This is a genomic window from Alteromonas sp. 5NS40-0096 (assembly GCF_057544385.1).
Genome location: NZ_BAAJLQ010000002.1, coordinates 909904 through 930128 on the forward strand (window position 1 = coordinate 909904; position 20225 = coordinate 930128).

Consider the following 20225-nt stretch of genomic DNA (forward strand, 5'->3'; position numbering starts at 1 on the left):
CTTTTAACGTCTGTTCGCAATAGCTTACTCGTTCAAGAAATTATCCAGCGGTTCTTGAGTGAGTTTGCCTATTTGCGAAAACAAATACCACAATGCCACGATCAACAATATGGTACTGGGAATCACAATTACCGGATAGCTCAATGCGGTCATTTTCCCCAGCTCTTCTGTATACGCAGATGTGCCAGGTTCGCTCACTAAAATCACTTTTGCGAGAATATAATTTAATACCGACGATAAAAAGAAAGAGCTGGCTACAATGTAACTACTGACAGCTATTTTGTGCCTAAACGCCGTTTCTTGCCCTTTTTCTTTGAGGGACGCATTAAGTCTTGGCCAATTGACTAATGTCTCATTGAGAATGAGCATTTTGACAAGCGGTTTGTTGCTGTACTGTGTAACTAAGACGGCAATGCCAATGAGTCCGGGAATGGCCGCTTCTTTTATTGCAATATATTCAGCGGGTAATTTCAGTAAACTGATACCGCCAGTGAGCAATACACTGACAATACCTAAAATAGAAAAGCCGTTAACCTTGCCGGATTGCTTTAAATCCCATAAACCAAAGCCAATAGGGAAGCTCAGGGCCGCGACGATACTCCAAGCAGGGCCAAGGTAGTCCTCAGAGCTTGCGTAAGTAAGAATGAGCACTGGAATTACAATGTTAAAGGCTAAATTGCCGAGAAAACCTTGAGATTGTTGTTTTTTTTGTTCTGGTGCAGACATAACTCAACGATGGTTGCGATGCTTGGTGACATTATACTCAGACAGTTTGAGAATGCCTTTGTTAAATTCAACTAAATTGTGACCATTTGTTTTTTTACAATGTCATGTTTCTGTATCAACTGATGTTGTGTCCCCAAAATTTGGCACACGCGAGCCCGGCTAACATACCGAACAAGTGATATTCAAACGAGACAAAAGGCCGCCCAGGTAACACACCAAACACCATAGAACCGTAGGTGAACGCTACCGCGAGCGAAACCAATATATAGGTGATTTTTTTGCTCATAAAGCCAGCGAGTACAAGAAACCCAAAGTATCCATAAACCATGCCGCTTGCACCTATATGAATCGCATGGCGACCGAAAACCCACACCGCTAAGCCACTAGTGACGAGCGTAGTGAGGGTCACCAGCCAAAATGTGCGTCTACCCCACTGCATGGTCAACCACATTAAAATCATCAGTGGAATCAAGTTTGATGCTAAATGAGCTGGGTTGCCGTGAACAAACGGTGCACTAAAAATATAGGGGAGAGTGTGAGGTACCCGAGGAATTACACCCAGTGACCCAAGCATTCTGCCAGTGAACAGGTTGATCACTTCGATAGCAATAAGAAGCCCAGCCACGCCCAAGAGTAAATAGATTTGTCGTTTTAATAGGTCTCTCATAATGCAGTCTGCCTTACAAAATGATATGCGGAAGGTAGCGCGATAAATCCTGCGTAATAACGTTCGTATCTTCCCGAACCGAAATGCCTGCGGGTTGGTCATCAACAAGCCAGGAGCCAACTAAGGTATGATTTTGCCCAAATTGTGGGAGTGCATGAAACGCTTGAATAACAAAACCTTCCTCGCCGTAAGGACCTGAAGACAGTTCCGTCTCATTGCCTTGCTCAATAATAGATATATTGGCCCCTTCTCTAGAATACAATGGCTTTTTGACCCACTTGCCGCCATCTGCTTTGTTTACATCATCTTGAAAATAGGCGGGCAGGAGATTGGGATGCCCCTCAAATTTTTGCCACAACAAGGGCAAAAGGGCTTTGTTTGACAATATACTTTTCCACGCTGGTTCCAACCAATTGACATCGGCAGTGGCGAGGTGGTCACCAAATTCCTCACGTAGCATGAATTCCCACGGGTAGAGCTTGAAACAATCGGTAATCGGTTGATTTTCCAAATCGGTAAACACACCCGTGTCGGCCAGGCCTATTTCTTCGATAAAAACGAAGTCAGCGATTAAGTCGACACTGGTTGCACAGTCTTGCAAATACTGGACTGTGCCCCTGTCTTCAACCGTATCTTGGCAACAGGCAAAGTGCAGCTGCTGTATATTGTAGTGATGTTTGATTTCAGCAAACCGGTTTATGAGTTTTTCTTGCAGAGAATTAAACTGATCGGCGTTGCGTGGCAGACAATTTGCCTCAACCTGCTGTTCCAGCCACAACCATTGCCAAAAGCCTGATTCGTAGAGGGATGTTGGGGTGTCGGCATTGTTTTCCAGTAGTTTTGCTGGGCCTTTCCCGTCATACACTAAATCAAGCCTAGAATAGAGTGAAGGCGCGCGGTTGCGCCAACTACTCGCCACCAAGTCCCAATGCTGTTCGGGGATTTGGCAACGTCTCAGCAAGGCTTCACTGCTGACGACATCATCGACAACAGCGAGGCACATTTGGTGTAATTCAGCGGTTGGATCCTCTATACCTTGTTCAATTTGCTCGAGTGTAAACTGATAATATGCACTCTCATCCCAATAGGGTTCGCCATACATGGTGTGAAAGTGAAAGCCATATTCGGCGGCTTGTTTCTGCCAGTCTTTCCGAGGCGCAATACTGTGACGAAACACTAACCGCCCCAGCTGCCAGAACGAGAACTACTACCCCAGCTACTTTTCGCCCGCACACTACTGCCAAATCCACCGCGTTTAATGGTGCGGTTTACCGTTGGTTTTGGTTTGTAGGTAGAAGGTTTAACGGAATATTTTCGTTTGCGAATATCGCCGTCGAACACATAGCCGTCGGCCATCATCCAACGCGAGCGATAGGGTGAGTAAGGCGAATACGACGTGTACAATGGCTGCGAATAGTAAGGGTTTGGCGACAATAATCGGCTGACCATGAAACCTGCCATAAATGGCATAAAAAAGCTGCCCGAATTGTTTTCGTATTGTCGGCATTGGTTTGCTCCGAATTCGTGCTCGCAGTCATATTCGGAGTTGTAACGTGGGCCCGTACGAGCGGCTTCATCAAGAGCAGTCTGATACGCGGCTTCACATCGTGAAGTTGCATCTGGGTTATCGCGATTGCAATCCTCTAGTGAGGTGTATATGCGAGCGTCTTCCCGTTCTTCACCGCAACCGCTAACAAACAAGGCCGCGATGCCAACAGCAAGCGGCTTGAGTGCGAAGGATTTTCGCATATGGTTGAGGTTTATGTACTTTGAGCGTTTTTGAGAAGTCATTTGCTGCCTCCTTAATAACTCATGCAGGCGGCATTCAGTATGCCCACTGACACTGACATACCGGCGAGCATTACCCCAGCAGAGACTTCGTTGTTGTTAATGCGCTCGGCAATGGTTGGCATAAAGGTGAATCGCAGCAACGCAAAGGCCAAGGTTTGCGCCAAAATCGCGACTAGGCCCCAAATGGAGAAATCAATGAGTGATTCAGAATTGGAAGCGGCACCGCCCAGCGCAATACAGAAGCCTATCAAGGCGCCTGCAAACCCTACTGCAGCGGCAGTATTCTTATCTTCTTTCACCAGTTTCCATTCGTCATGAGGCGTGACAAAGGCATAGATGATTTTAAACGCAAACAAAAATACAATTGATATTGCAAAGTAAAGTGCGAAGTTTCCTAAACCTGCGAGAGAGTCTAAAACAGCTTCCATAATGTAATCCTTATAATTGTTACAGGCTAATTGGGCCTAACCATTTATCGTGATATCGGCAGGTTGTACGTCAAACCCGGTGCTCACAACTAGGCAGCGGTCAATATTGCTGCCGACGATTTTTTCTTCCGCTACGACCAATAGCGATTCGGTTCTACCACCATCTATTTCGCGTTCGTACAGCATCATAAACTGGTCTGTTTTACTGACATCACCATCTTCTTCAAACGTGGTTTCTGTCACAGCAACCGGCGGTGATTCCTCGCCTACCGCATCCCACACGCGATAAAACTCTTCGCCATCGAGTGTGTATGTTGGTTGCGATACCACGTCTTTGAGACAGGCTTTCCACTGCGCTTCACTGCCAATGGTTTGGGTAGAGTAAAAGTACCATAGCTTGACATCAGTGATATGACTTTCTGTTAAGCCGCCATCGGTTACGACTTGTAAAAAGGCGTCGTCATCAGTGTAGTAGCGCAGTAACGTGCCTCCAGAATCAAGGGGGGCTTCGCCAGCTGCTTGGATAAGGTGAGAGCGTGCTGCGCCTTCAATCGTCAGTTCTGGTTCGAGTAAACTGAGTTTCAATCCATCTAATTCAAAAGAACCACCCAAATACAGCCCCATGATTTCAGGTGCTTTTGGGCCACTGGGCGTATCACTTTTTTTCTTAAACCACTTTCCAAACATTATTGCGCTCCCAATGCTGTCCAGTCGATACTAGTGACTCGCTTTTTGGCAATGTAGAACACGCGGTCACCAGCACATAAGTCGTCATTCAGGGTAGGGTTGAGGACCATTTGTGTGCCGTCTTTTGCTCGGGAATAGCCAATGAATGTAGCATCGTGTTGACGTTTTAAATTCACAAAGACTTTGTCCACAGTAATTGGCCCGTTGGCATCAGGGACAATACTGGAAAATTGTGCTTGGCCATCCTCAACACTCAACAAGTCGTGGTGAAGCAAACTGGACCCGGGATCTAAGGCGGCTTTCGCTAACATTTCGACAGCGACACTCGGCGTACACTCTACCTTAGGACAGTGGGTTTGCAGCAATTTTGCCAAGCTGTCATCTTTAAAATATGCGACTTTATGAGCGTTTTTGTTGGCCTGGGCACAATACAGCGCAGTTGTCATGGTGGCGTCGTCTTGTGGGTTGTCGATGATAATCGTTTGCGCGTCGGCAACGCAGGCTCGACTCATATCTTCGTCTTTATTGAATGATTCGACTTTGACAAAGTCGACCTTGCCCGGTAGCGGATTCTGAATGTCTGCTTTCACACACAGAACGATATCGGGTTTTGACTCCATGGCGTCTCGTTCTTTTAACAGTAAGTTGAGCAGCATAATGGTTCGTTGCTCATTCCAGCCAATAACCAGAATATGGTTCGACGTATTCAGCGGTTTCATTCCTAAGATTCCTTTTTGCCATTGATGACCGACCCATGCGGCAATGCGGCCTAAAACGAGTGCAAATATGGACAATCCCAGCGGGATCACATAGAAGGCTACAATAAGCTTACCGGCGTCAGTTACTGGCGACAGGTCGCCATAGCCAACAGTTGAGCCTGTGACAGCTAACCAGTAAATAAAATCTGTGCGTTGAGTGAGTGCAGTTTCACCTGCCAATGCCATGAGTAGCCAGCTACTAACGGTATAGAAGAGAGTGAGAATTGCGAGGGTGTACCACCTCGACTCTGCAAAATAGTGCAACAACAACTTTTGCAGCTTTTTAAACTTCATCATGATGAAGGTTACCTAACATCCTGTGTAACGACTGCGTTCACTTTGCCATTTTAGGCAACAAAACAAAAGAGGAGCCGAGGCTCCTCTATTTTATTTGCCTAAAATTCGGCTAAGTTCATCGTCAGCAGACGTGCTGCCGCCTTTGATGCCTGCCTCGGAAAGACGCTTTTCAAGGTCGCTACTTGAGTCTTCAGAAGCCAATTCCTCTGCGGCTTGTAACTCTGCGCTACGCAACTTTTGTTTCTCTTGAATGCGCGAAAGCGATTCTGTCGCGGTCTTCATTTTGCTGTTTGCACCCATGTGACGTGACGAAACAGCAACTTGCGCTTTCTGCACGCTTTCAGTGGCTTTAACCATATCCACTTGTTGTTCCAAGCGGCGTAAATTCGCCTTGGCTTGTTGAATATTTGAAGCCAACTGACGCTCAGATTGATTAAACTGATCTAGATACGCTTGCTCTTGTTCGCGCTCAGCCTTTAAGTCAGATACTTTCTGTGCACAATCAAGGGCAAGTTGACGGTCTGTGTCAATCGCCTTGCGGGCATGGGCTTCGTACTCAGCAATTGAGCTGTTGAAGCTATCCACTTTTTGTTGTGACAGCTTGCACTTCGCCAAAATCTGCGTTCTGGCGTGATCAGACTTGCGCAATTCTTCTTTTGCTTCACGAATTTCTTGTTCAAGAATTCGAATCGCTTGGTTGTCGACAACGGCTTGTGCAGCTTCGTTTGCGCCACCTTTCACTGCTGTAACTAATTTTCTCCAAACTGACATACGCTTCTCCTTTACACCATTACTTTAAATGAGGTTCATACGCATCTAAGAAAGACGCGACATTCTGGAATAAGGTTTCTACTTCAATCATGACGCTTTCACCTTTCGATTGCGCACTCAATGCGCCAAACGCGGTGTAGTACTCTTCGCCATTAATTGTTGATATCCCTACCGTGGTTAATGGGAACAACATATGAGTAGACAGAATTTCGTGATCTAGCGCCGCTTTATCAGCAACCTGCTCTGCGCTGAATAACAAACTCTCTACTATTATTTGTTCACCACTCAGTGCCAACCAAGCGTCGATGCCATCTTGATTCGCAATCAATAAACAATCTTCTTCACGAGTCACCACAAAATCTTCGTGTTCTTTCAACAGGGACTCCAGTTGAACAAGATCCCAAACCATAACGTTTCTCCTTTACGATTGAAGCGATAATGCCATCACCACTGTAGTAATAATTTCGGGTCATGCCAATATCGATGTGAAGAGTCTAGACAATAATGCTACACTTAGTCAATAATAAAAATACTATTTATGTGTAAAAAAGTGTGTTTTCGTAAAATATAATTCACAAAGGTGGTTAATTTGAGCTCTGGAAATGAATGGCGTCAACTGGTCTCGCGGCTGGTAAAGTCAGAGATGACGGTACGTGGAGTGAAATATCAAACACTCAGCGCGCGCTTGGAAGAAATTGGTGTGTCACAAACCGCTGATAATCTCAGAAACAAAGTGAATAAAGGCATAATGGGGGCAGATTTGTTACTGCAAATTCTCAGTGTGTTGAATGCAAGACCGATATCATCAGATTCATTGGCGGATATTTTGACCGATATTCGAGAGGCCGACTGACAGGTGATGAGCAGATAAGCGCTTCGCGATGTCGCAAATCACGCCCTAGTACTATTAGGTATATTTTTTGGTATACTTCGCGGCATAAAAAAAGCCCAGCAGAGCTGGGCAAAGAATGGACTTAACATGGGAGAACATCATCACTGATGGTTTAATCTTAACTGGTTAAGTGAGTATGTACAGATTTTGACCGTATGGTAACTCATTATCAGGTATAGATTTTTATAAGTGATGCATATCGAGTTTTCTCTCGTTTCCCGAAATTTTTGATAGAAAGCAGTACCAATTCGATGAAACTCAGCGATTTTAGTTTTACATTACCCGAGCATTTGATTGCCAAATACCCTACTGAGGAGCGTAGCGCCAGCCGTTTGCTGCATTTGGAAGGAAATAGCGGTGACGTTCAGCATAAGATGTTCAAACAGATTTTGGATGTTGTCAATCCAGGCGATATGTTGGTTTTCAACAATACTCGTGTGATACCCGCTCGATTGATGGGACAAAAAGAGACCGGTGGTCAAGTTGAAGTCTTAATAGAAAGAATCCTATCAGATCATACCGCCTTGGCTCATGTTCGTGCTAGCAAGGCACCGCGCCCGGGCACAAACTTAACCCTAGAAGGCGCGATATCTGCCAAGGTATTAGGGCGTAAAGAAGCGTTGTTTCATCTTGAGTTTGAGGGCGGGGAAAACGTTCTGACCTTGCTCGAAGCGCACGGTCACATGCCGCTTCCTCCTTATATTGATAGACCGGATGAAGATAGCGACAAAGAGCGCTACCAAACCGTTTACAACGAAAAGCCTGGTGCCGTCGCTGCACCCACTGCAGGCCTGCACTTTGATGACGAAATTCTCGCCGCATTAAAGGCCCACGGTGTTCAATTTGGTTTTGTCACCCTGCATGTTGGTGCCGGTACATTCCAACCCGTTCGCGTTGACAATATTCATGATCATCACATGCACGCCGAATACGCTGAAGTCGACCAAGATGTCGTTGACGCTATTTTAGCAACGAAAGCCGCGGGAAATCGGGTTATTGCGGTGGGTACGACATCCGTTCGCAGTTTGGAGTCTGCTGCGCAGGCCACCGATAAAATGATAGCGCCGTTCTTTGACGACACTGAGATTTTCATTTATCCGGGATTCGAATTCAAAGTTGTCGATGCCATGTTTACAAATTTCCACTTACCTGAATCGACACTGATGATGTTGATTTCGGCATTTGCTGGGCGACAAAAGGTCATGAACGCGTATCAACAAGCCATCGACGAAGAGTACCGTTTCTTTAGTTACGGCGACAGTATGTTCATCGAACGCGCTGACACTGTTAGTGCTGACGACTAGGGGCAAGCTAACCTCCTTTAAATGGGGGTTACCCTGAGCAATTTTGCTGATTGTAACTTGTTTTTGACTTACAATGGCGACGCTTGTGAACGAGTGTCGCGGTAAAAAAGGCTTAGGCTAAACAAAACTTGTCCAGCAAAAAGCTCAACACGTCCTAATTACACATGATCTATGTGTATTTACTGGTATAATCGCCGCCACACTTTTTTATTATGAATATTTTAAGTGAGTAGTTACTAGCTACTCACTTTATCTAGGATACTGAATCCCATGCAATTTGAGTTGTTAAAAACGGACGGTAAAGCGCGAAGAGGCCGTCTGAAATTTGACCGTGGTGTTGTTGAAACTCCGGCATTCATGCCAGTGGGGACCTACGGAACAGTAAAAGGGATGACACCCGAAGAGCTAGCCGATAGCGGTGCGCATATCTGTTTGGGCAATACCTTTCATTTGATGTTGCGCCCAGGCACGGGGATTGTGAAGCAGCATGGTGACCTACACGATTTCATGCACTGGGACAAACCGATTCTTACCGATTCAGGTGGCTTCCAAGTATTCAGTCTAGGCGATCTACGTAAGATTACCGAAGAAGGCGTGACGTTCCGTTCTCCGATAAATGGCGAGAAAATATTGCTGACGCCGGAAAAGTCGATGGAAGTACAGCGTGATCTGGGCTCAGATATCGTGATGATTTTTGACGAGTGCACACCGTATCCAGCAACAGAACAAGAAGCGCGTACGTCGATGGAGCTATCGTTGCGTTGGGCAAAACGCAGTAAAGAAGCCCACGGCGATAACCCTTCTGCATTGTTCGGTATTATCCAAGGCGGTATGTACGAGAACCTACGTGACGTGTCATTGGCGGGGCTTGAAGAAATTGGCTTTGATGGCTACGCCATTGGTGGTTTATCTGTGGGTGAGCCTAAAGACGACATGATCCGCATCATTGAACACACTGCACCTAAAATCCCCGAAGATAAACCCAGATACTTGATGGGCGTCGGGAAGCCGGAAGACATTGTTGAGGCGGTACGTCGCGGCATTGATATGTTCGACTGTGTCATGCCAACGCGCAACGCTCGAAATGGTCATTTGTTTGTCACCGAAGGTGTGATAAAAATCCGTAACGCCAAACACAAAACCGATACTCGTCCATTAGACGAGAATTGTGATTGTTACACTTGTAAAAATTATTCTCGTTCATATCTCCATCATTTGGACAAATGTAACGAGATCTTGGGTGCGCGTCTGAACACTATCCATAACTTGCGTTATTACCAACGTGTAATGGAAGGGTTGAGAGAAGCCATTGCCGAAGATAAGTTAGATGAATTCGTTGAAGAATTTTACGCACAAAAAAATATGCCGGTACCGGCACTATAACAAAAACAGTTAATTGGGGAATTTTATGAGTTTTTTCATTTCTAATGCGTATGCACAACAAGGCGGTGGCCAGCAAGGCGGCGGTGTCGAAATGTTGATCATGTTGGCCGTTTTCGGTTTGATTTTTTACTTCTTACTTTATCGCCCACAAGCGAAACGCGTAAAAGAGCACAAAAACCTAGTGAACTCTTTGTCAAAAGGTGACGAGGTGTTGACACAAGGTGGCATCGTTGGCCGAATCACTAAAGTGAGTGAAGACAAAGATTTCATCGAGATCGCACTTAACGATAGCACCAATATCGTTGTTCAAAAGCAAGCGGTAAACGCGGTACTACCAAAAGGGACGATGAAGTCACTTTAATCTTGTTGTTACGCCAGTGCTGATGCATTGGCGTATAGCAGCACAAAGGAATCTGTTGTGTTAAATCAAACATCAATATGGAAAGTGATATTAGTACTTGTCGTTGTCGGCATGTGCACGTTGTACGCTATTCCAAACATCTATGGTGAAGACCATGCGGTACAAATTTCCGCAGGTCGTGACACCCAAGTCTCACAAATGACCCTTGAGCAAGTTGAGTCTACGTTGCAAGAGCAGGGCATTACACCAAAGCGCATCGAATTTGAAAACGAGCAAATCCTTGTTCGTTTGACCGATTCAGATACCCAGCTAAAAGCCCAAGAATCGTTGAACTTGGTGTTAGGTCAGGGCTATAACGTAGCGATGAACTTGGCGCCAGACACCCCTGATTGGCTTGAAGGCATTGGCGGTGCGCCAATGAAGCTTGGTCTTGACTTGCGCGGTGGTGTGCACTTCTTAATGGAAGTGGACATGAACCAAGCGATAAGCAAGTCTTTGGAAGACTCGGAAGCCGATTTTAAAACCGCATTGCGTGAAGAAGGTTTGAGATACCGCACGGTTAAACGTGTTGACGGTCATGTCGATATTCAGTTCCGCGACCAAGAAACGCTAGATAAAGCCGAGTTCTTCTTGCGTAACCGCAACCGAGATCTGACTTACACTGAACGCGACGGGTTGGTGTTACGTGCGTCGTACTCAGAAGCTAAATTAGCAGAAATTCGCGATTACGCGGTGAAGCAAAATATCACTATCATTCGCAACCGTGTGAACCAACTTGGTGTTGCTGAGCCTGTGGTTCAAAAACAAGGCGCTGAGCGTATTGTTGTGCAGCTGCCTGGTATTCAAGATACTGCGAAAGCGAAGGAAATTCTCAACGCAACGGCTACGCTAGAATTCCGTAAGGTCGATCAGAAAAACGACATTCAAGACGCGTTGGATGGCCGAGTACCGCCGGGTTCTCAGCTTATCAATGACCAGCAAGGTTTCCCTCAATTACTAGAAAAACGCGTCGTTGTTACGGGTAACCATATTATCGACGCTAACTCAGGTGTTGATGAATACGGCATGCCTCAGGTCAATATTTCGTTGGACTCTGAGGGTGGCAACAAGATGTCTCGTTTCAGCCGTAAGAACGTCGGTAACCCGATGGCTACGGTATTTATCGAATACAAGACTACGGGGGAACGTGATGCCAACGGCAAGTTAATCTTCCAGAAGCAAGAGGAAGTGATTAACGTAGCCCGCATTAATTCGCAGTTGGGCAGTAGCTTCAGAATTACGGGTCTAGATTCGCCTAAAGAAGCACGCGACCTCGCGTTGTTACTTCGTGCAGGTGCATTGATTGCGCCAATTCAAATCGTTGAAGAAAGAACGGTGGGTCCTAGCTTAGGCCAAGAAAACATCGACCTGGGTATGCAAGCCATCATGGCAGGCCTTGTCTTGGTACTTTTGTTTATGCTGATTTACTACAAAGCATTTGGTGTAGTGGCGAACATTGCCTTGGTGGTTAACCTCATCATGATCGTGGGTATCATGTCGATGATTCCTGGCGCGACCTTGTCGTTACCAGGTATGGCGGGCATTGTATTGACCGTAGGTATGGCAGTAGACGCTAACGTACTAATCTATGAGCGAATTAGAGAAGAATTGCGCGACGGCCGCAGCCCGCAGCAAGCAATCCACTATGGTTACGATAGTGCGTTTTCAACCATTTTGGATGCAAACATTACGACGTTCATCGCCGGTTTGATTTTGTTCGCTGTTGGTACGGGGCCGATTAAAGGGTTCTCAATTACGTTGATGATTGGTATTGCGACGTCAATGTTCACTGCGATTCTCGTTACACGTGTTGTGGTTAACGCCGTTTGGGGTGGCCGCAAAATTGACAAACTTGCGATTTAGGGGATTCAAATATGCAGTTTTTTAAATCACAAGATGTTGTCAATTTCATGCGACTTCGAGTGCCCGCGATGGTGTTTTCTACCATTCTGATGTTGGGTTCGGTCGTCTCATTGGCAGTGAATCAATTGAACTGGGGCTTAGACTTCACCGGCGGAACGCTGATCGAAGTGGGTTATACCGAAGCCGCCGATTTATCGGATATCCGAGTTCGCTTGGAAGGCGCTGACTTCGCCGATGCGATAGTACAAAACTTCGGTAGTAGCCAAGATGTGCTTATTCGTATTGCGCCACGAGAAGGTGTTAAGGCCGCGACCATTGGCGACCAAGTGTTAGAAGCGTTGCGCGCCAACGGTAAAGACGTCGACATGCGTCGTATCGAATTCGTTGGCCCGAATGTTGGTGAAGAGCTGACGGAACAGGGTGGGTTAGCAATGCTGACGGCCTTGTTGTGTATTTTGGTCTACGTTGCAATGCGTTTCGAATGGCGTTTTGCTTTGGGTTCAGTTTCGGCATTGGTTCACGACGTGGTTATCACACTCGGTTTGTTCTCTGTGCTTCAGCTTGAGTTCGACTTGACGGTACTGGCGGCGGTATTAGCGGTCATCGGTTATTCATTGAACGATACTATCGTTGTGTCTGACCGTATTCGTGAAAACTTCCGTAAAATACGCAAAGGCGAACCCGAAGAAATCATCAATGTTTCTTTGACTCAAACACTCAACCGTACCGTGATAACGTCACTAACAACCATTTTAGTATTGTTGGCGTTGTTCTTCCTCGGTGGTGCCTTGATTCACGGTTTTGCGACAGCATTGCTATTCGGTGTATTTATCGGTACTTACTCTTCAATCTACGTTGCGAGTTCAGTGGCACTGGCACTAGGGATCAGTAAAGAAGACTTGATTCCGGTTGAAGTTGAAAAAGAAGGCGCGGACTTAGATCCATTGCCATAACACGTTTTGGTGTTGAACAAAGGCCGCGATAAGCGGCCTTTTTTATACCGGTGAAAAATGTTGTTTGAATTCGTCTTTGTATCGCCGTGAAAGTGGTAAGGTTGCGCCTGATTGAAGGGTAATTTCACCATCGCCACTTGATTGGTAGGCAATGTGAGCAATGGTATCAATATTGACGGCGAAGGAGCGATGAACGCGTTTGAAACCCTGCTCAGAAACCGTATCAATAAATTGTTTCATGGTACTACGCAGAGGGTAGGTACGCCCTTTGCTGTGCAGATTGACATAATTCCCTGCCGATTCAAGCCATTCAACATCTTTGAGTTTGACTAAGTATTCTTTGTCGAGTTTCTTCACCAATACATGCTCTAGTGGTGTCGTCACGGTTGTCGCCGGCTCTTCACTTTGTTCAATAAAGCTCGCCTCGCCGCGCAGGCGGCGATAAATAAAATGATAACTGTGATAGGCGATAAGCCAAGTACAGTAGCCCCATATGTCTTTGCGCCACTCGTAAAAGAATTCTCTGAGTACGGGGCTGAAATCATAGTTGCCGCCAGCCATAGCGTAAACGACTTCTCGCAAGCTAACCATAATCGCGACATGTGCCATGGCAAACAAGGTGGCGACGATCACGTGGGCTAGGACTTGGCTACGCCATCGTTGCCACGTCAGCGGATAACGTGCGAACCAAAGAAAGAGTAGGGGCAACAGCATCAATACGCTGATCGCGCTGGAATACTCCCAAGTGAAAGGCTCCCATAAACCAATAGTCGGTTTACCGTGCCGAGAGTACTCCATCCAAACTGACGTCGCATTGATAGTGTTGTTGATAAATAGATAAGTGGCAATCGCTAACCAAATCCAACGTTGTTTGTGTTGTTCAAATCGATTGAATATCGTTGACGTTTTTTCGTCCCCATTAGCCACCGTTTGTCCCTCAACCCCCGCCAATTGTCATCTCCTTGTTGGCTGGCCTGAATTCGCCATGCCTAATAACTCAAAAATACAAGGAGTAATATGAATGATTCTTCCGGCAACAACAAGGCGATTTGATCTGGATTGGCTACGCGTATTAGCACTGTGTGTACTGGTGTTTTACCACATTGGTATGTTCTACGTTTACGAATGGGGTTGGCATATCAAGAGCGAGCAACAAAGCGTGTGGTTGCAAGACATCATGATTTTGACAAATCAGTGGCGAATGTCTTTGTTGTTTCTTATCTCTTCGATGGTACTCAGTTTAACGATTCACAAACAGTCGCGAGTAAAAGGGGTGATAAGGCGTTCTAGCCGCTTGCTTGTCCCATTATTGTTTGGCATGTTTGTTATCGTTGCCCCACAGGTTTATGTAGAGGCCACAGACCAAGGGTTAATTGACATGGGCTTTTGGTCATTTTGGCTTGAATACATCAACACCGAAACCCATTTGCTCACTGAGCACCACTCAGTTATTGGGTTACTGACGTGGAATCACTTGTGGTTTTTACCCTATTTGTGGTGTTACACCCTGTTGTTGTTCGCGTTGTCTCCGATTCTAGAACCCTTGTTGGCACGGCTCGGCAGTTTTCGTTACACGCCAATTTGCCTTGTTATTCTCGCTATCGCGGTGATGTCATTGATATGGCTCAATTTAAGACGTGAGTTTCCTGTGACTCATGATCTCATTACTGATTGGTACAGTCACGCCAAATACTTTTGGGTATGTGTACTGGGTTACCTATTCGCGCGGCTACAAGGCTTCACACAATTCTTACAGAATTATCGAAGAGTATTTCTCGTTGGGGCAGTTTGCCTTTACGGCTTACTGATTGCTGACAGGCATGACTATTTACAATTTCTTGCTACGCATTTTGACACCAGTGTTACGGTGCGCGGGATTTACGCCTTGATTGTGTCCGGTAATCACTGGTGTTGGTTGTTTGCCATTCTCGGCTATGCCTCTCGGTACTTAAGTTTTAACTGCCCAAAACTTGATGTGCTCAATAAGGGCGTTATGCCAAGCTATATGGTGCATCAAACCGTTATTGTTTTACTGGCTTATGGATTTACTTTTGTCTCAACACCTATTGTGGTGGAGGTGTTATTGATTGTGGTTCTGACTTTTGTAAGTTGTGGCATCGCGATAGGATTGGCGAAGTCGAACAAGTTGTTAGGAGTGTTACTGGGTTACCGGTAATGCATTGCGCTGGCACAAAAAGAAAAGGCACGCCTTAGCGTGCCTTGTTCATTTTATTTTAGGTGTCTAACGAGGTTTTGAATGACTTTCACACTACCTGCTACGATTTCACCTTTGTAAAGCGGATCGTTACCACCACTGAAGTCAGTTACCAATGCGCCAGACTCACGCACAAGCAATTCGCCGGCAGCGATATCCCATGGCTTGATACCACGCTCCCAGTAACCGTCGTAACGACCAGCAGCGACATAGGCCAAATCAAGAGCCGCACTACCTGAACGTCTTACGTCACCACACTCGTGGAAAATTTGGTTGAAGCGAATCGCATAGTCGCCGTAGCTGCTTTTTGCTTTAAATGGGAAAGCAGTTGCCAAAATTGTGCTCGTTAGGTCACGTGGCTGACTAGCACGGATACGGTAACCGTTTAGCTGTGCGCCTTGGCCACGGCTAGCAGTGAACAGTTCAGAACGAATTGGGTCGAATACAACAGCTTGGTCTAGACGACCTTTGTGAAGCAATGCAATAGAAACGGCAAAATGAGGAATGCCTTTGATGAAATTGGTGGTGCCATCCAATGGATCAATAACCCACTGGAAATCACTTTCTGTGTCACCCGATTCACCACTTTCTTCGCCTAAGAATGTGTGGTCTGGATAAGATTGCTTGATCTTATTGATAATGGCTTGCTCGGCGTCTTTATCGATTTGAGTAACGTAATCGTTATCGCCTTTGACTTCTGTGTTCAAGTCGTCTCTGTTCTCAAAACCACGAACAATAATAGCGCCTGCTACACGAGCAGCGCGCACCGCAATATTCAGCATCGGATGCATAGTTAAACCACCAATTGTAAAAGATCAAAGTGATACCGCATGAAATTCAATGGCACATTTTTATGCCGCGGTACAAACATAGACGTCAGTACAAAATCTGTACAGTGTCATTTTCAGCGGCGCGCAGTGTAACAGAGCACGAAGATTTTGCAATCACTGTTGATATTTAATTTCTATCTCGGCGTGTTCTAGCCTGTACAGGTTGCGCTGTGCTACTATTCGCAGCAATTTTGTGGTCCCTTAAAAATAGTGTAAATGCCATGCTAGACAATATTCGAATCGTACTTGTGAATACTTCCCATACGGGTAACATCGGCTCTACAGCAAGAGCGATGAAAACCATGGGCTTGAGCAACCTGTATTTGGTTGACCCAGTCTCAGAACCAGACGGCCAAGCCAGCGCTTTGGCAGCAGGGGCGGGTGATGTATTGGCCAATGCGACAATTGTGTCTAGTTTGCAAGAAGCGGTAGCGGATTGTGGCTTGGTAGTGGGGACGTCAGCGCGTTCTCGAACTCATTCGTGGCCAATGTTGGAACCGCGAGAGTGTGGTTTGAAACTGGTTGATGAAGTGGCGAAATACCCAGTCGCTTTGGTCTTCGGTCGAGAAAATAATGGGTTAACCAACGAAGAGTTGCAGCAGTGCCATTTCCACGTATGTATACCTGCTAACCCTGAGTACAGCTCATTGAACCTAGCGGCCGCGGTACAAACACTTTGCTATGAAGTGCGTATGGCACATTTGGGCCAAACAAGAGTGGAATCAGAGATTCCAGAGTATCCACTGAACGAAGACCTTGAAAGATTTTACACGCACCTCGAGTCTACTCTGCAGGGTACAAACTTTATTGTGAAGAACCACCCCGGTGTGGTCATGACGAAGTTACGTAGACTATTCAATCGCGCTCGCCCAGAATCGCAAGAGTTGAATATTCTGCGTGGTATTCTTTCTTCAATCGACAAATCCATAGGTAAGTAGACAAGTGTTTAGCCGAATCAGAGAAGACATCGAAGGGGTTTTTCACCGCGACCCCGCTGCCCGAAATACGTTTGAAATTTTGACAAACTACCCCGGGCTGCATGCGATTTGGCTACACCGAGTTAGCCACAAATTGTGGCTTAAAGGGTTTAAATGGCTAGCGCGAAGCCTATCTACGTTCAGCCGTTGGTTAACCGGTATTGAAATTCATCCGGGCGCCACGTTAGGCCGCCGTTTTTTTATTGATCACGGTATGGGAGTGGTCATTGGTGAAACAGCCGAAGTGGGCGATGACGTCACCCTATATCACGGCGTTACCCTTGGCGGGACAACTTGGAATGCCGGAAAGCGACACCCAACATTGGCCGACAACGTGGTTATTGGGGCGGGGGCAAAGATTTTGGGCCCGATTACTATCGGTGAGGGGGCAAAAGTAGGCTCTAATTCGGTGGTAGTCAAAAGCGTACCCGACGGCGCGACTGTAGTGGGGATCCCCGGCCGAGTAGTGATGAGCCAACAAGCGGCAGAAGAGCAAGATGAACGCGAAGACTTGCGTTCAGAAATTGCTGAGCGGTATGGTTTCGACGCCTATGCGGTAGCATTGGACAACCCTGACCCTGTTGCCAATGCCATGGGACTGATGCTAGAACACATGCATTTGACCAATACCAAAGTTGATGAACTTTGCTCGGTCATTAACGCCATGGGCGGCAATGTTTGTACCGACAAGCTAACGTCCCTTAAACCCGAAGACTTTGAAGCGACGGGTATTGAGCCTGTAGTACCTGGGTCTGCTGCCCATGAAGCGTTTGATCCAACGATTTAAGCCAGAGTCAGTAGGCGTGATACACCAGTGCTTGAGACAAAGTCTTCATCATGGCTCACTAGTAAAAAACCGCCCTGATAACCGGAGAGCGCGGCGGCAAGGGCATTTTTGCTGTTGATATCAAGATGGTTGTCGGGCTCGTCCAGCAACAAAAAAGGTTGTGTTTGTTGATGGCATACTGCCGTTACTGCCAATTTCATACGCTCTCCACCACTCAAGTCTCGGGCTAACCTCGATACTGCTACTCCTTTGAAACCTATACCAGCGAGCAGTGTACGAGCCTCACTCTGGTGCAAGTGACTGCAGTGGTATTCTAGATTTTGTAGTGCCGTTAAGTCTGAGCGCAACAGTGAATAGTACTGATCCAACATAAACATCTGGCTATTGACTCTAAAAACGCCCGATTTGGGTTTGATTTGCCCTTGCAGTGTTTTGAGTAACACTGATTTCCCCGTACCATTTGCCCCAACTAACTGTACTTTTTCATGAGCTTTGACCTGCATATTAAGTGAAGAAGAAGGGCCATAGGCGAGTTCACCCGCTTCGACGCAAAATACTGTGCGTTTCGTATCGTTAGCCGCCGCCGTGTAGAGCTTTACACTGTGACCTTGGGTTTGCTTTGCTTTGAGGGTTTGGTGTTGAGCAGCCAATCCTATCTTGCGACTATCATGATGCTTTGCGCGGTTAGCCGCGCTTTGCCCCGCTGATTCTTTTTTCGCGTCTAAAAAACACTTGGGCTGGCTATTGGACTTTCTTAGCTTCTCGCCCTGCTGCGCTCTTTTTTGTGCTTTGATTTGGTTTTGAATGTGCTGCTTATTCAGTTGATTTTGTTGTTTTTCGATATTGTTGATTTGCCTAGTTAGGGCGTCTGCTTCCTGTTGCTGCTGCAGGCTAAACGCATCGTAATTACCACCGAATACCCTAAGCGTTTTATTCTCAATGGACCAAATGGCGTTGGCTTCATTCAGTAACAGTCTGTCGTGAGATATCAGCAGCAGTTGGCCATCATAATTGCGAATGAGATCAAGTAACCACAGTTTCGACGACGTATCGAGATGATTACTGGGTTCATCTAATACCAACAATTCCGCTTCGCTGTTAAATGCCTGGTACAGCCGTAATTTCGCCCGTTGCCCGCCGCTCAATGCAGATAGCGGTAAATTAAAATCTTGCGGTAAGCCTATTTCTGCAAGCCGCGATTGTAGTTCTTCTTCTAGTTGCCATTGCTCACCGACAATATCAAACAGAATAGGGCGACAATCGCCATTACGAATACTGGCTAACGCACTAAGTACGTTGTCTAGGCCAAGAAACGCAGCAATACTTTGTTGTGTATCGACAACCGCTTCGTGCTGATCAACAAAAATGACGGACGAAGTGATATCGACACTGCCAGTTTGCAAGGCAATGTCCCCGCGTAAAATTGACACGAGTGTGGATTTGCCAGCGCCGTTGTCGCCAATCAAACCGGTAAAAGGATGGGCCAGCGCAGCATTGATATTGGAAAATAGCGTGACGCCATCGTCGAATTGATACGATAGATTGTGAATGGATAATTCAGTCATGTTGACCTCAATAAAATGAGGGCAATAGGCACGAAACGGAGTTACCGTTGTCGATGTATATTTGTAGTGTTACGCAGAAAAGTGATGCGAAAACGCAGTGCCTACTAACCCTGAATCTAGAAAAAAGTGGTTTCTGATGTCAGGTTTAGTTGTTCATGTCGGCACAGGCTCCAAGAAATGAGTGGCGAAAGTATAACCATAAATGCCCCACAAACAAAGGGGGAATTTTGACTTTTGTTGTAGTGGAATAGGGTTTGTTAACTATACAAACACAATTTTTCAGATTTTTTTCCAAATTGTCCGATCGTCCAGAATTTTGCGTTTTTCTCTAAAGTGTAAAAATACTCTCTAAATTCGCTCAATGCCCTTTAAGCCCTTTTGAATGTAGCGATAGGGGAGTGTTGTGGACTTTTTTTTGCTAGTTGCAATTTCAAAATATAGTTCGAATTTTAGGTGAAATTCAGGCGTTTCGGACAAGTGAAAATACGTAAAATCGGTCCATATTAGCTAATGCCTATTTGATTGACATTTTTGACACCGATATATTGCAGCCAATGGATTGTATATTGAAAGTGTCCCAACACACTTTCAGCAAATGCGATATACAGAAAGTGCTTGTTAAGGGAATTAACGATTATTTTTCCGATCTCTGTGAGAGTTTAGTCTCACCCGTTTCACTTAGTAAGCCTACAGAACACCCATGTTGCTTGTCGTTTGGTATTGCGCAATACCAATAAGCTGTTATCCCTTCATGTGTTAACGCGGATCACTGCGCCTATTCAATCGACATCTGCATGATATGCAAGGAATGTATTCATCTAAAGGAGATGTCTGAATGAATACTCGAATATGGAAACGAGGCGCGTTATCCCTTTTTGCCTCGTCATTACTTACTATCGCCGGCGGTGCGACTGCGGTCGAGGACATAGAG

Annotated in this window: 21 protein-coding genes; 9 read left to right on the plus strand and 12 right to left on the minus strand. The window is 46.0% G+C overall.

The features are described 5' to 3' along the window. Positions 1-24: 24 nt before the first annotated feature. From AC27G9_RS09870 to AC27G9_RS09910, 9 genes are all read right to left on the minus strand, one after another. Positions 25-726, minus strand: coding sequence for a VC0807 family protein (locus AC27G9_RS09870; RefSeq protein ID WP_487073585.1), 702 nt, complete (start codon positions 724-726; stop codon positions 25-27). Between the two features lie 115 nt (positions 727-841). After that, positions 842-1393, minus strand: coding sequence for a rhomboid family intramembrane serine protease (locus AC27G9_RS09875; RefSeq protein ID WP_487073587.1), 552 nt, complete (start codon positions 1391-1393; stop codon positions 842-844). A 13-nt stretch (positions 1394-1406) separates the two neighbouring features. Continuing rightward, positions 1407-2570 (minus strand): glutathionylspermidine synthase family protein, encoded by a 1164-nt coding sequence (locus AC27G9_RS09880; RefSeq protein WP_487073589.1) that lies wholly within the window; start codon positions 2568-2570, stop codon positions 1407-1409. Beyond that, on the minus strand, positions 2570-3184 hold the full coding sequence (locus tag AC27G9_RS09885; protein WP_487073591.1) for a DUF1190 family protein: 615 nt from the start codon (positions 3182-3184) through the stop codon (positions 2570-2572). The genes AC27G9_RS09880 and AC27G9_RS09885 overlap by 1 nt, the downstream gene beginning before the upstream one ends. An 11-nt stretch (positions 3185-3195) precedes the next feature. Then, positions 3196-3612 (minus strand): DUF350 domain-containing protein, encoded by a 417-nt coding sequence (locus tag AC27G9_RS09890; protein ID WP_487073593.1) that lies wholly within the window; start codon positions 3610-3612, stop codon positions 3196-3198. Positions 3613-3648: 36 nt separating this feature from the next. Continuing rightward, a complete protein-coding gene (locus AC27G9_RS09895; RefSeq protein WP_487073595.1) occupies positions 3649-4299 on the minus strand; it encodes a YjfK family protein in 651 nt (216 codons plus the stop codon). Then, on the minus strand, positions 4299-5354 hold the full coding sequence (locus AC27G9_RS09900) for an ion channel (protein WP_487073597.1): 1056 nt from the start codon (positions 5352-5354) through the stop codon (positions 4299-4301). The genes AC27G9_RS09895 and AC27G9_RS09900 overlap by 1 nt, the downstream gene beginning before the upstream one ends. Positions 5355-5444: 90 nt before the next feature. Then, positions 5445-6125 (minus strand): PspA/IM30 family protein, encoded by a 681-nt coding sequence (locus AC27G9_RS09905; RefSeq protein ID WP_487073599.1) that lies wholly within the window; start codon positions 6123-6125, stop codon positions 5445-5447. A 19-nt stretch (positions 6126-6144) separates the two neighbouring features. Continuing rightward, positions 6145-6534, minus strand: coding sequence for a DUF2170 family protein (locus tag AC27G9_RS09910; protein WP_487073601.1), 390 nt, complete (start codon positions 6532-6534; stop codon positions 6145-6147). Positions 6535-6768: 234 nt separating this feature from the next. On the opposite strand from AC27G9_RS09910, the gene AC27G9_RS09915 reads away from it, so the two are divergent. The 6 genes from AC27G9_RS09915 (at position 6769) to secF (ending at position 12920) form a co-directional block, all read left to right on the plus strand. Then, positions 6769-6978: a DUF6471 domain-containing protein gene (locus tag AC27G9_RS09915; protein WP_487073673.1), complete on the plus strand. Its 210-nt coding sequence runs from the start codon at positions 6769-6771 to the stop codon at positions 6976-6978. 290 nt (positions 6979-7268) lie between these two features. Beyond that, the gene (gene queA / locus AC27G9_RS09920; RefSeq protein ID WP_487073603.1) at positions 7269-8321 is read left to right on the plus strand and encodes a tRNA preQ1(34) S-adenosylmethionine ribosyltransferase-isomerase QueA; all 1053 of its coding nucleotides are present in this window, start codon (positions 7269-7271) and stop codon (positions 8319-8321) included. Positions 8322-8591: 270 nt separating this feature from the next. Continuing rightward, the gene (gene tgt, locus AC27G9_RS09925) at positions 8592-9704 is read left to right on the plus strand and encodes a tRNA guanosine(34) transglycosylase Tgt (RefSeq protein WP_487073605.1); all 1113 of its coding nucleotides are present in this window, start codon (positions 8592-8594) and stop codon (positions 9702-9704) included. A 25-nt stretch (positions 9705-9729) separates the two neighbouring features. Then, positions 9730-10065 carry a preprotein translocase subunit YajC gene (gene yajC / locus AC27G9_RS09930; RefSeq protein ID WP_487073607.1) on the plus strand — a complete coding sequence of 112 codons (336 nt, stop codon included), beginning with the start codon at positions 9730-9732 and terminating at the stop codon, positions 10063-10065. Positions 10066-10122: 57 nt separating this feature from the next. Further along, entirely contained in the window at positions 10123-11967 is a 1845-nt protein-coding gene (gene secD, locus AC27G9_RS09935) for a protein translocase subunit SecD (RefSeq protein WP_487073609.1), read from the plus strand. Between the two features lie 11 nt (positions 11968-11978). Then, positions 11979-12920: a protein translocase subunit SecF gene (secF, locus tag AC27G9_RS09940; RefSeq protein WP_487073611.1), complete on the plus strand. Its 942-nt coding sequence runs from the start codon at positions 11979-11981 to the stop codon at positions 12918-12920. A 42-nt stretch (positions 12921-12962) separates the two neighbouring features. On the opposite strand, the gene AC27G9_RS09945 is transcribed toward secF, so the two are convergent. After that, positions 12963-13871, minus strand: a complete 909-nt coding sequence (locus tag AC27G9_RS09945; protein ID WP_487073613.1) for a LytR/AlgR family response regulator transcription factor — start codon at positions 13869-13871, stop codon at positions 12963-12965. Positions 13872-13941: 70 nt separating this feature from the next. Here AC27G9_RS09945 and AC27G9_RS09950 point away from each other — a divergent pair, with 70 nt between their 5' ends. Beyond that, positions 13942-15096, plus strand: a complete 1155-nt coding sequence (locus AC27G9_RS09950; RefSeq protein WP_487073615.1) for an acyltransferase family protein — start codon at positions 13942-13944, stop codon at positions 15094-15096. A gap of 53 nt (positions 15097-15149) precedes the next feature. On the opposite strand, the gene suhB is transcribed toward AC27G9_RS09950, so the two are convergent. After that, a complete protein-coding gene (gene suhB / locus AC27G9_RS09955) occupies positions 15150-15926 on the minus strand; it encodes an inositol-1-monophosphatase (protein WP_487073617.1) in 777 nt (258 codons plus the stop codon). A 260-nt stretch (positions 15927-16186) separates the two neighbouring features. On the opposite strand from suhB, the gene trmJ reads away from it, so the two are divergent. Beyond that, entirely contained in the window at positions 16187-16903 is a 717-nt protein-coding gene (gene trmJ / locus AC27G9_RS09960) for a tRNA (cytosine(32)/uridine(32)-2'-O)-methyltransferase TrmJ (RefSeq protein WP_487073675.1), read from the plus strand. 4 nt (positions 16904-16907) lie between these two features. Further along, complete coding sequence (gene cysE, locus AC27G9_RS09965) at positions 16908-17729, plus strand: serine O-acetyltransferase (RefSeq protein WP_487073619.1); 822 nt, start codon at positions 16908-16910, stop codon at positions 17727-17729. On the opposite strand, the gene AC27G9_RS09970 is transcribed toward cysE, so the two are convergent. Beyond that, positions 17726-19294, minus strand: a complete 1569-nt coding sequence (locus AC27G9_RS09970) for an ATP-binding cassette domain-containing protein (RefSeq protein WP_487073621.1) — start codon at positions 19292-19294, stop codon at positions 17726-17728. The two genes, cysE and AC27G9_RS09970, sit on opposite strands and share 4 nt — an antisense overlap. Between the last annotated feature and the right edge of the window lie 931 nt (positions 19295-20225).

Excerpts from the sequence above, each read along its gene's own strand:
- AC27G9_RS09870 (WP_487073585.1), bottom strand. The coding sequence starts at position 726 with ATGTCTGCACCAGAACAAAAAAAACAACAATCTCAAGGTTTTCTCGGC.
- AC27G9_RS09875 (WP_487073587.1), bottom strand. The coding sequence starts at position 1,393 with ATGAGAGACCTATTAAAACGACAAATCTATTTACTCTTGGGCGTGGCT.
- AC27G9_RS09885 (WP_487073591.1), bottom strand. The coding sequence starts at position 3,184 with ATGACTTCTCAAAAACGCTCAAAGTACATAAACCTCAACCATATGCGA.
- AC27G9_RS09890 (WP_487073593.1), bottom strand. The coding sequence starts at position 3,612 with ATGGAAGCTGTTTTAGACTCTCTCGCAGGTTTAGGAAACTTCGCACTT.
- AC27G9_RS09895 (WP_487073595.1), bottom strand. The coding sequence starts at position 4,299 with ATGTTTGGAAAGTGGTTTAAGAAAAAAAGTGATACGCCCAGTGGCCCA.
- AC27G9_RS09900 (WP_487073597.1), bottom strand. The coding sequence starts at position 5,354 with ATGATGAAGTTTAAAAAGCTGCAAAAGTTGTTGTTGCACTATTTTGCA.
- AC27G9_RS09905 (WP_487073599.1), bottom strand. The coding sequence starts at position 6,125 with ATGTCAGTTTGGAGAAAATTAGTTACAGCAGTGAAAGGTGGCGCAAAC.
- AC27G9_RS09910 (WP_487073601.1), bottom strand. The coding sequence starts at position 6,534 with ATGGTTTGGGATCTTGTTCAACTGGAGTCCCTGTTGAAAGAACACGAA.
- AC27G9_RS09915 (WP_487073673.1), top strand. The coding sequence starts at position 6,769 with ATGACGGTACGTGGAGTGAAATATCAAACACTCAGCGCGCGCTTGGAA.
- queA (WP_487073603.1), top strand. The coding sequence starts at position 7,269 with ATGAAACTCAGCGATTTTAGTTTTACATTACCCGAGCATTTGATTGCC.
- tgt (WP_487073605.1), top strand. The coding sequence starts at position 8,592 with ATGCAATTTGAGTTGTTAAAAACGGACGGTAAAGCGCGAAGAGGCCGT.
- yajC (WP_487073607.1), top strand. The coding sequence starts at position 9,730 with ATGAGTTTTTTCATTTCTAATGCGTATGCACAACAAGGCGGTGGCCAG.
- secF (WP_487073611.1), top strand. The coding sequence starts at position 11,979 with ATGCAGTTTTTTAAATCACAAGATGTTGTCAATTTCATGCGACTTCGA.
- AC27G9_RS09950 (WP_487073615.1), top strand. The coding sequence starts at position 13,942 with ATGATTCTTCCGGCAACAACAAGGCGATTTGATCTGGATTGGCTACGC.
- suhB (WP_487073617.1), bottom strand. The coding sequence starts at position 15,926 with ATGCATCCGATGCTGAATATTGCGGTGCGCGCTGCTCGTGTAGCAGGC.
- trmJ (WP_487073675.1), top strand. The coding sequence starts at position 16,187 with ATGCTAGACAATATTCGAATCGTACTTGTGAATACTTCCCATACGGGT.
- AC27G9_RS09970 (WP_487073621.1), bottom strand. The coding sequence starts at position 19,294 with ATGACTGAATTATCCATTCACAATCTATCGTATCAATTCGACGATGGC.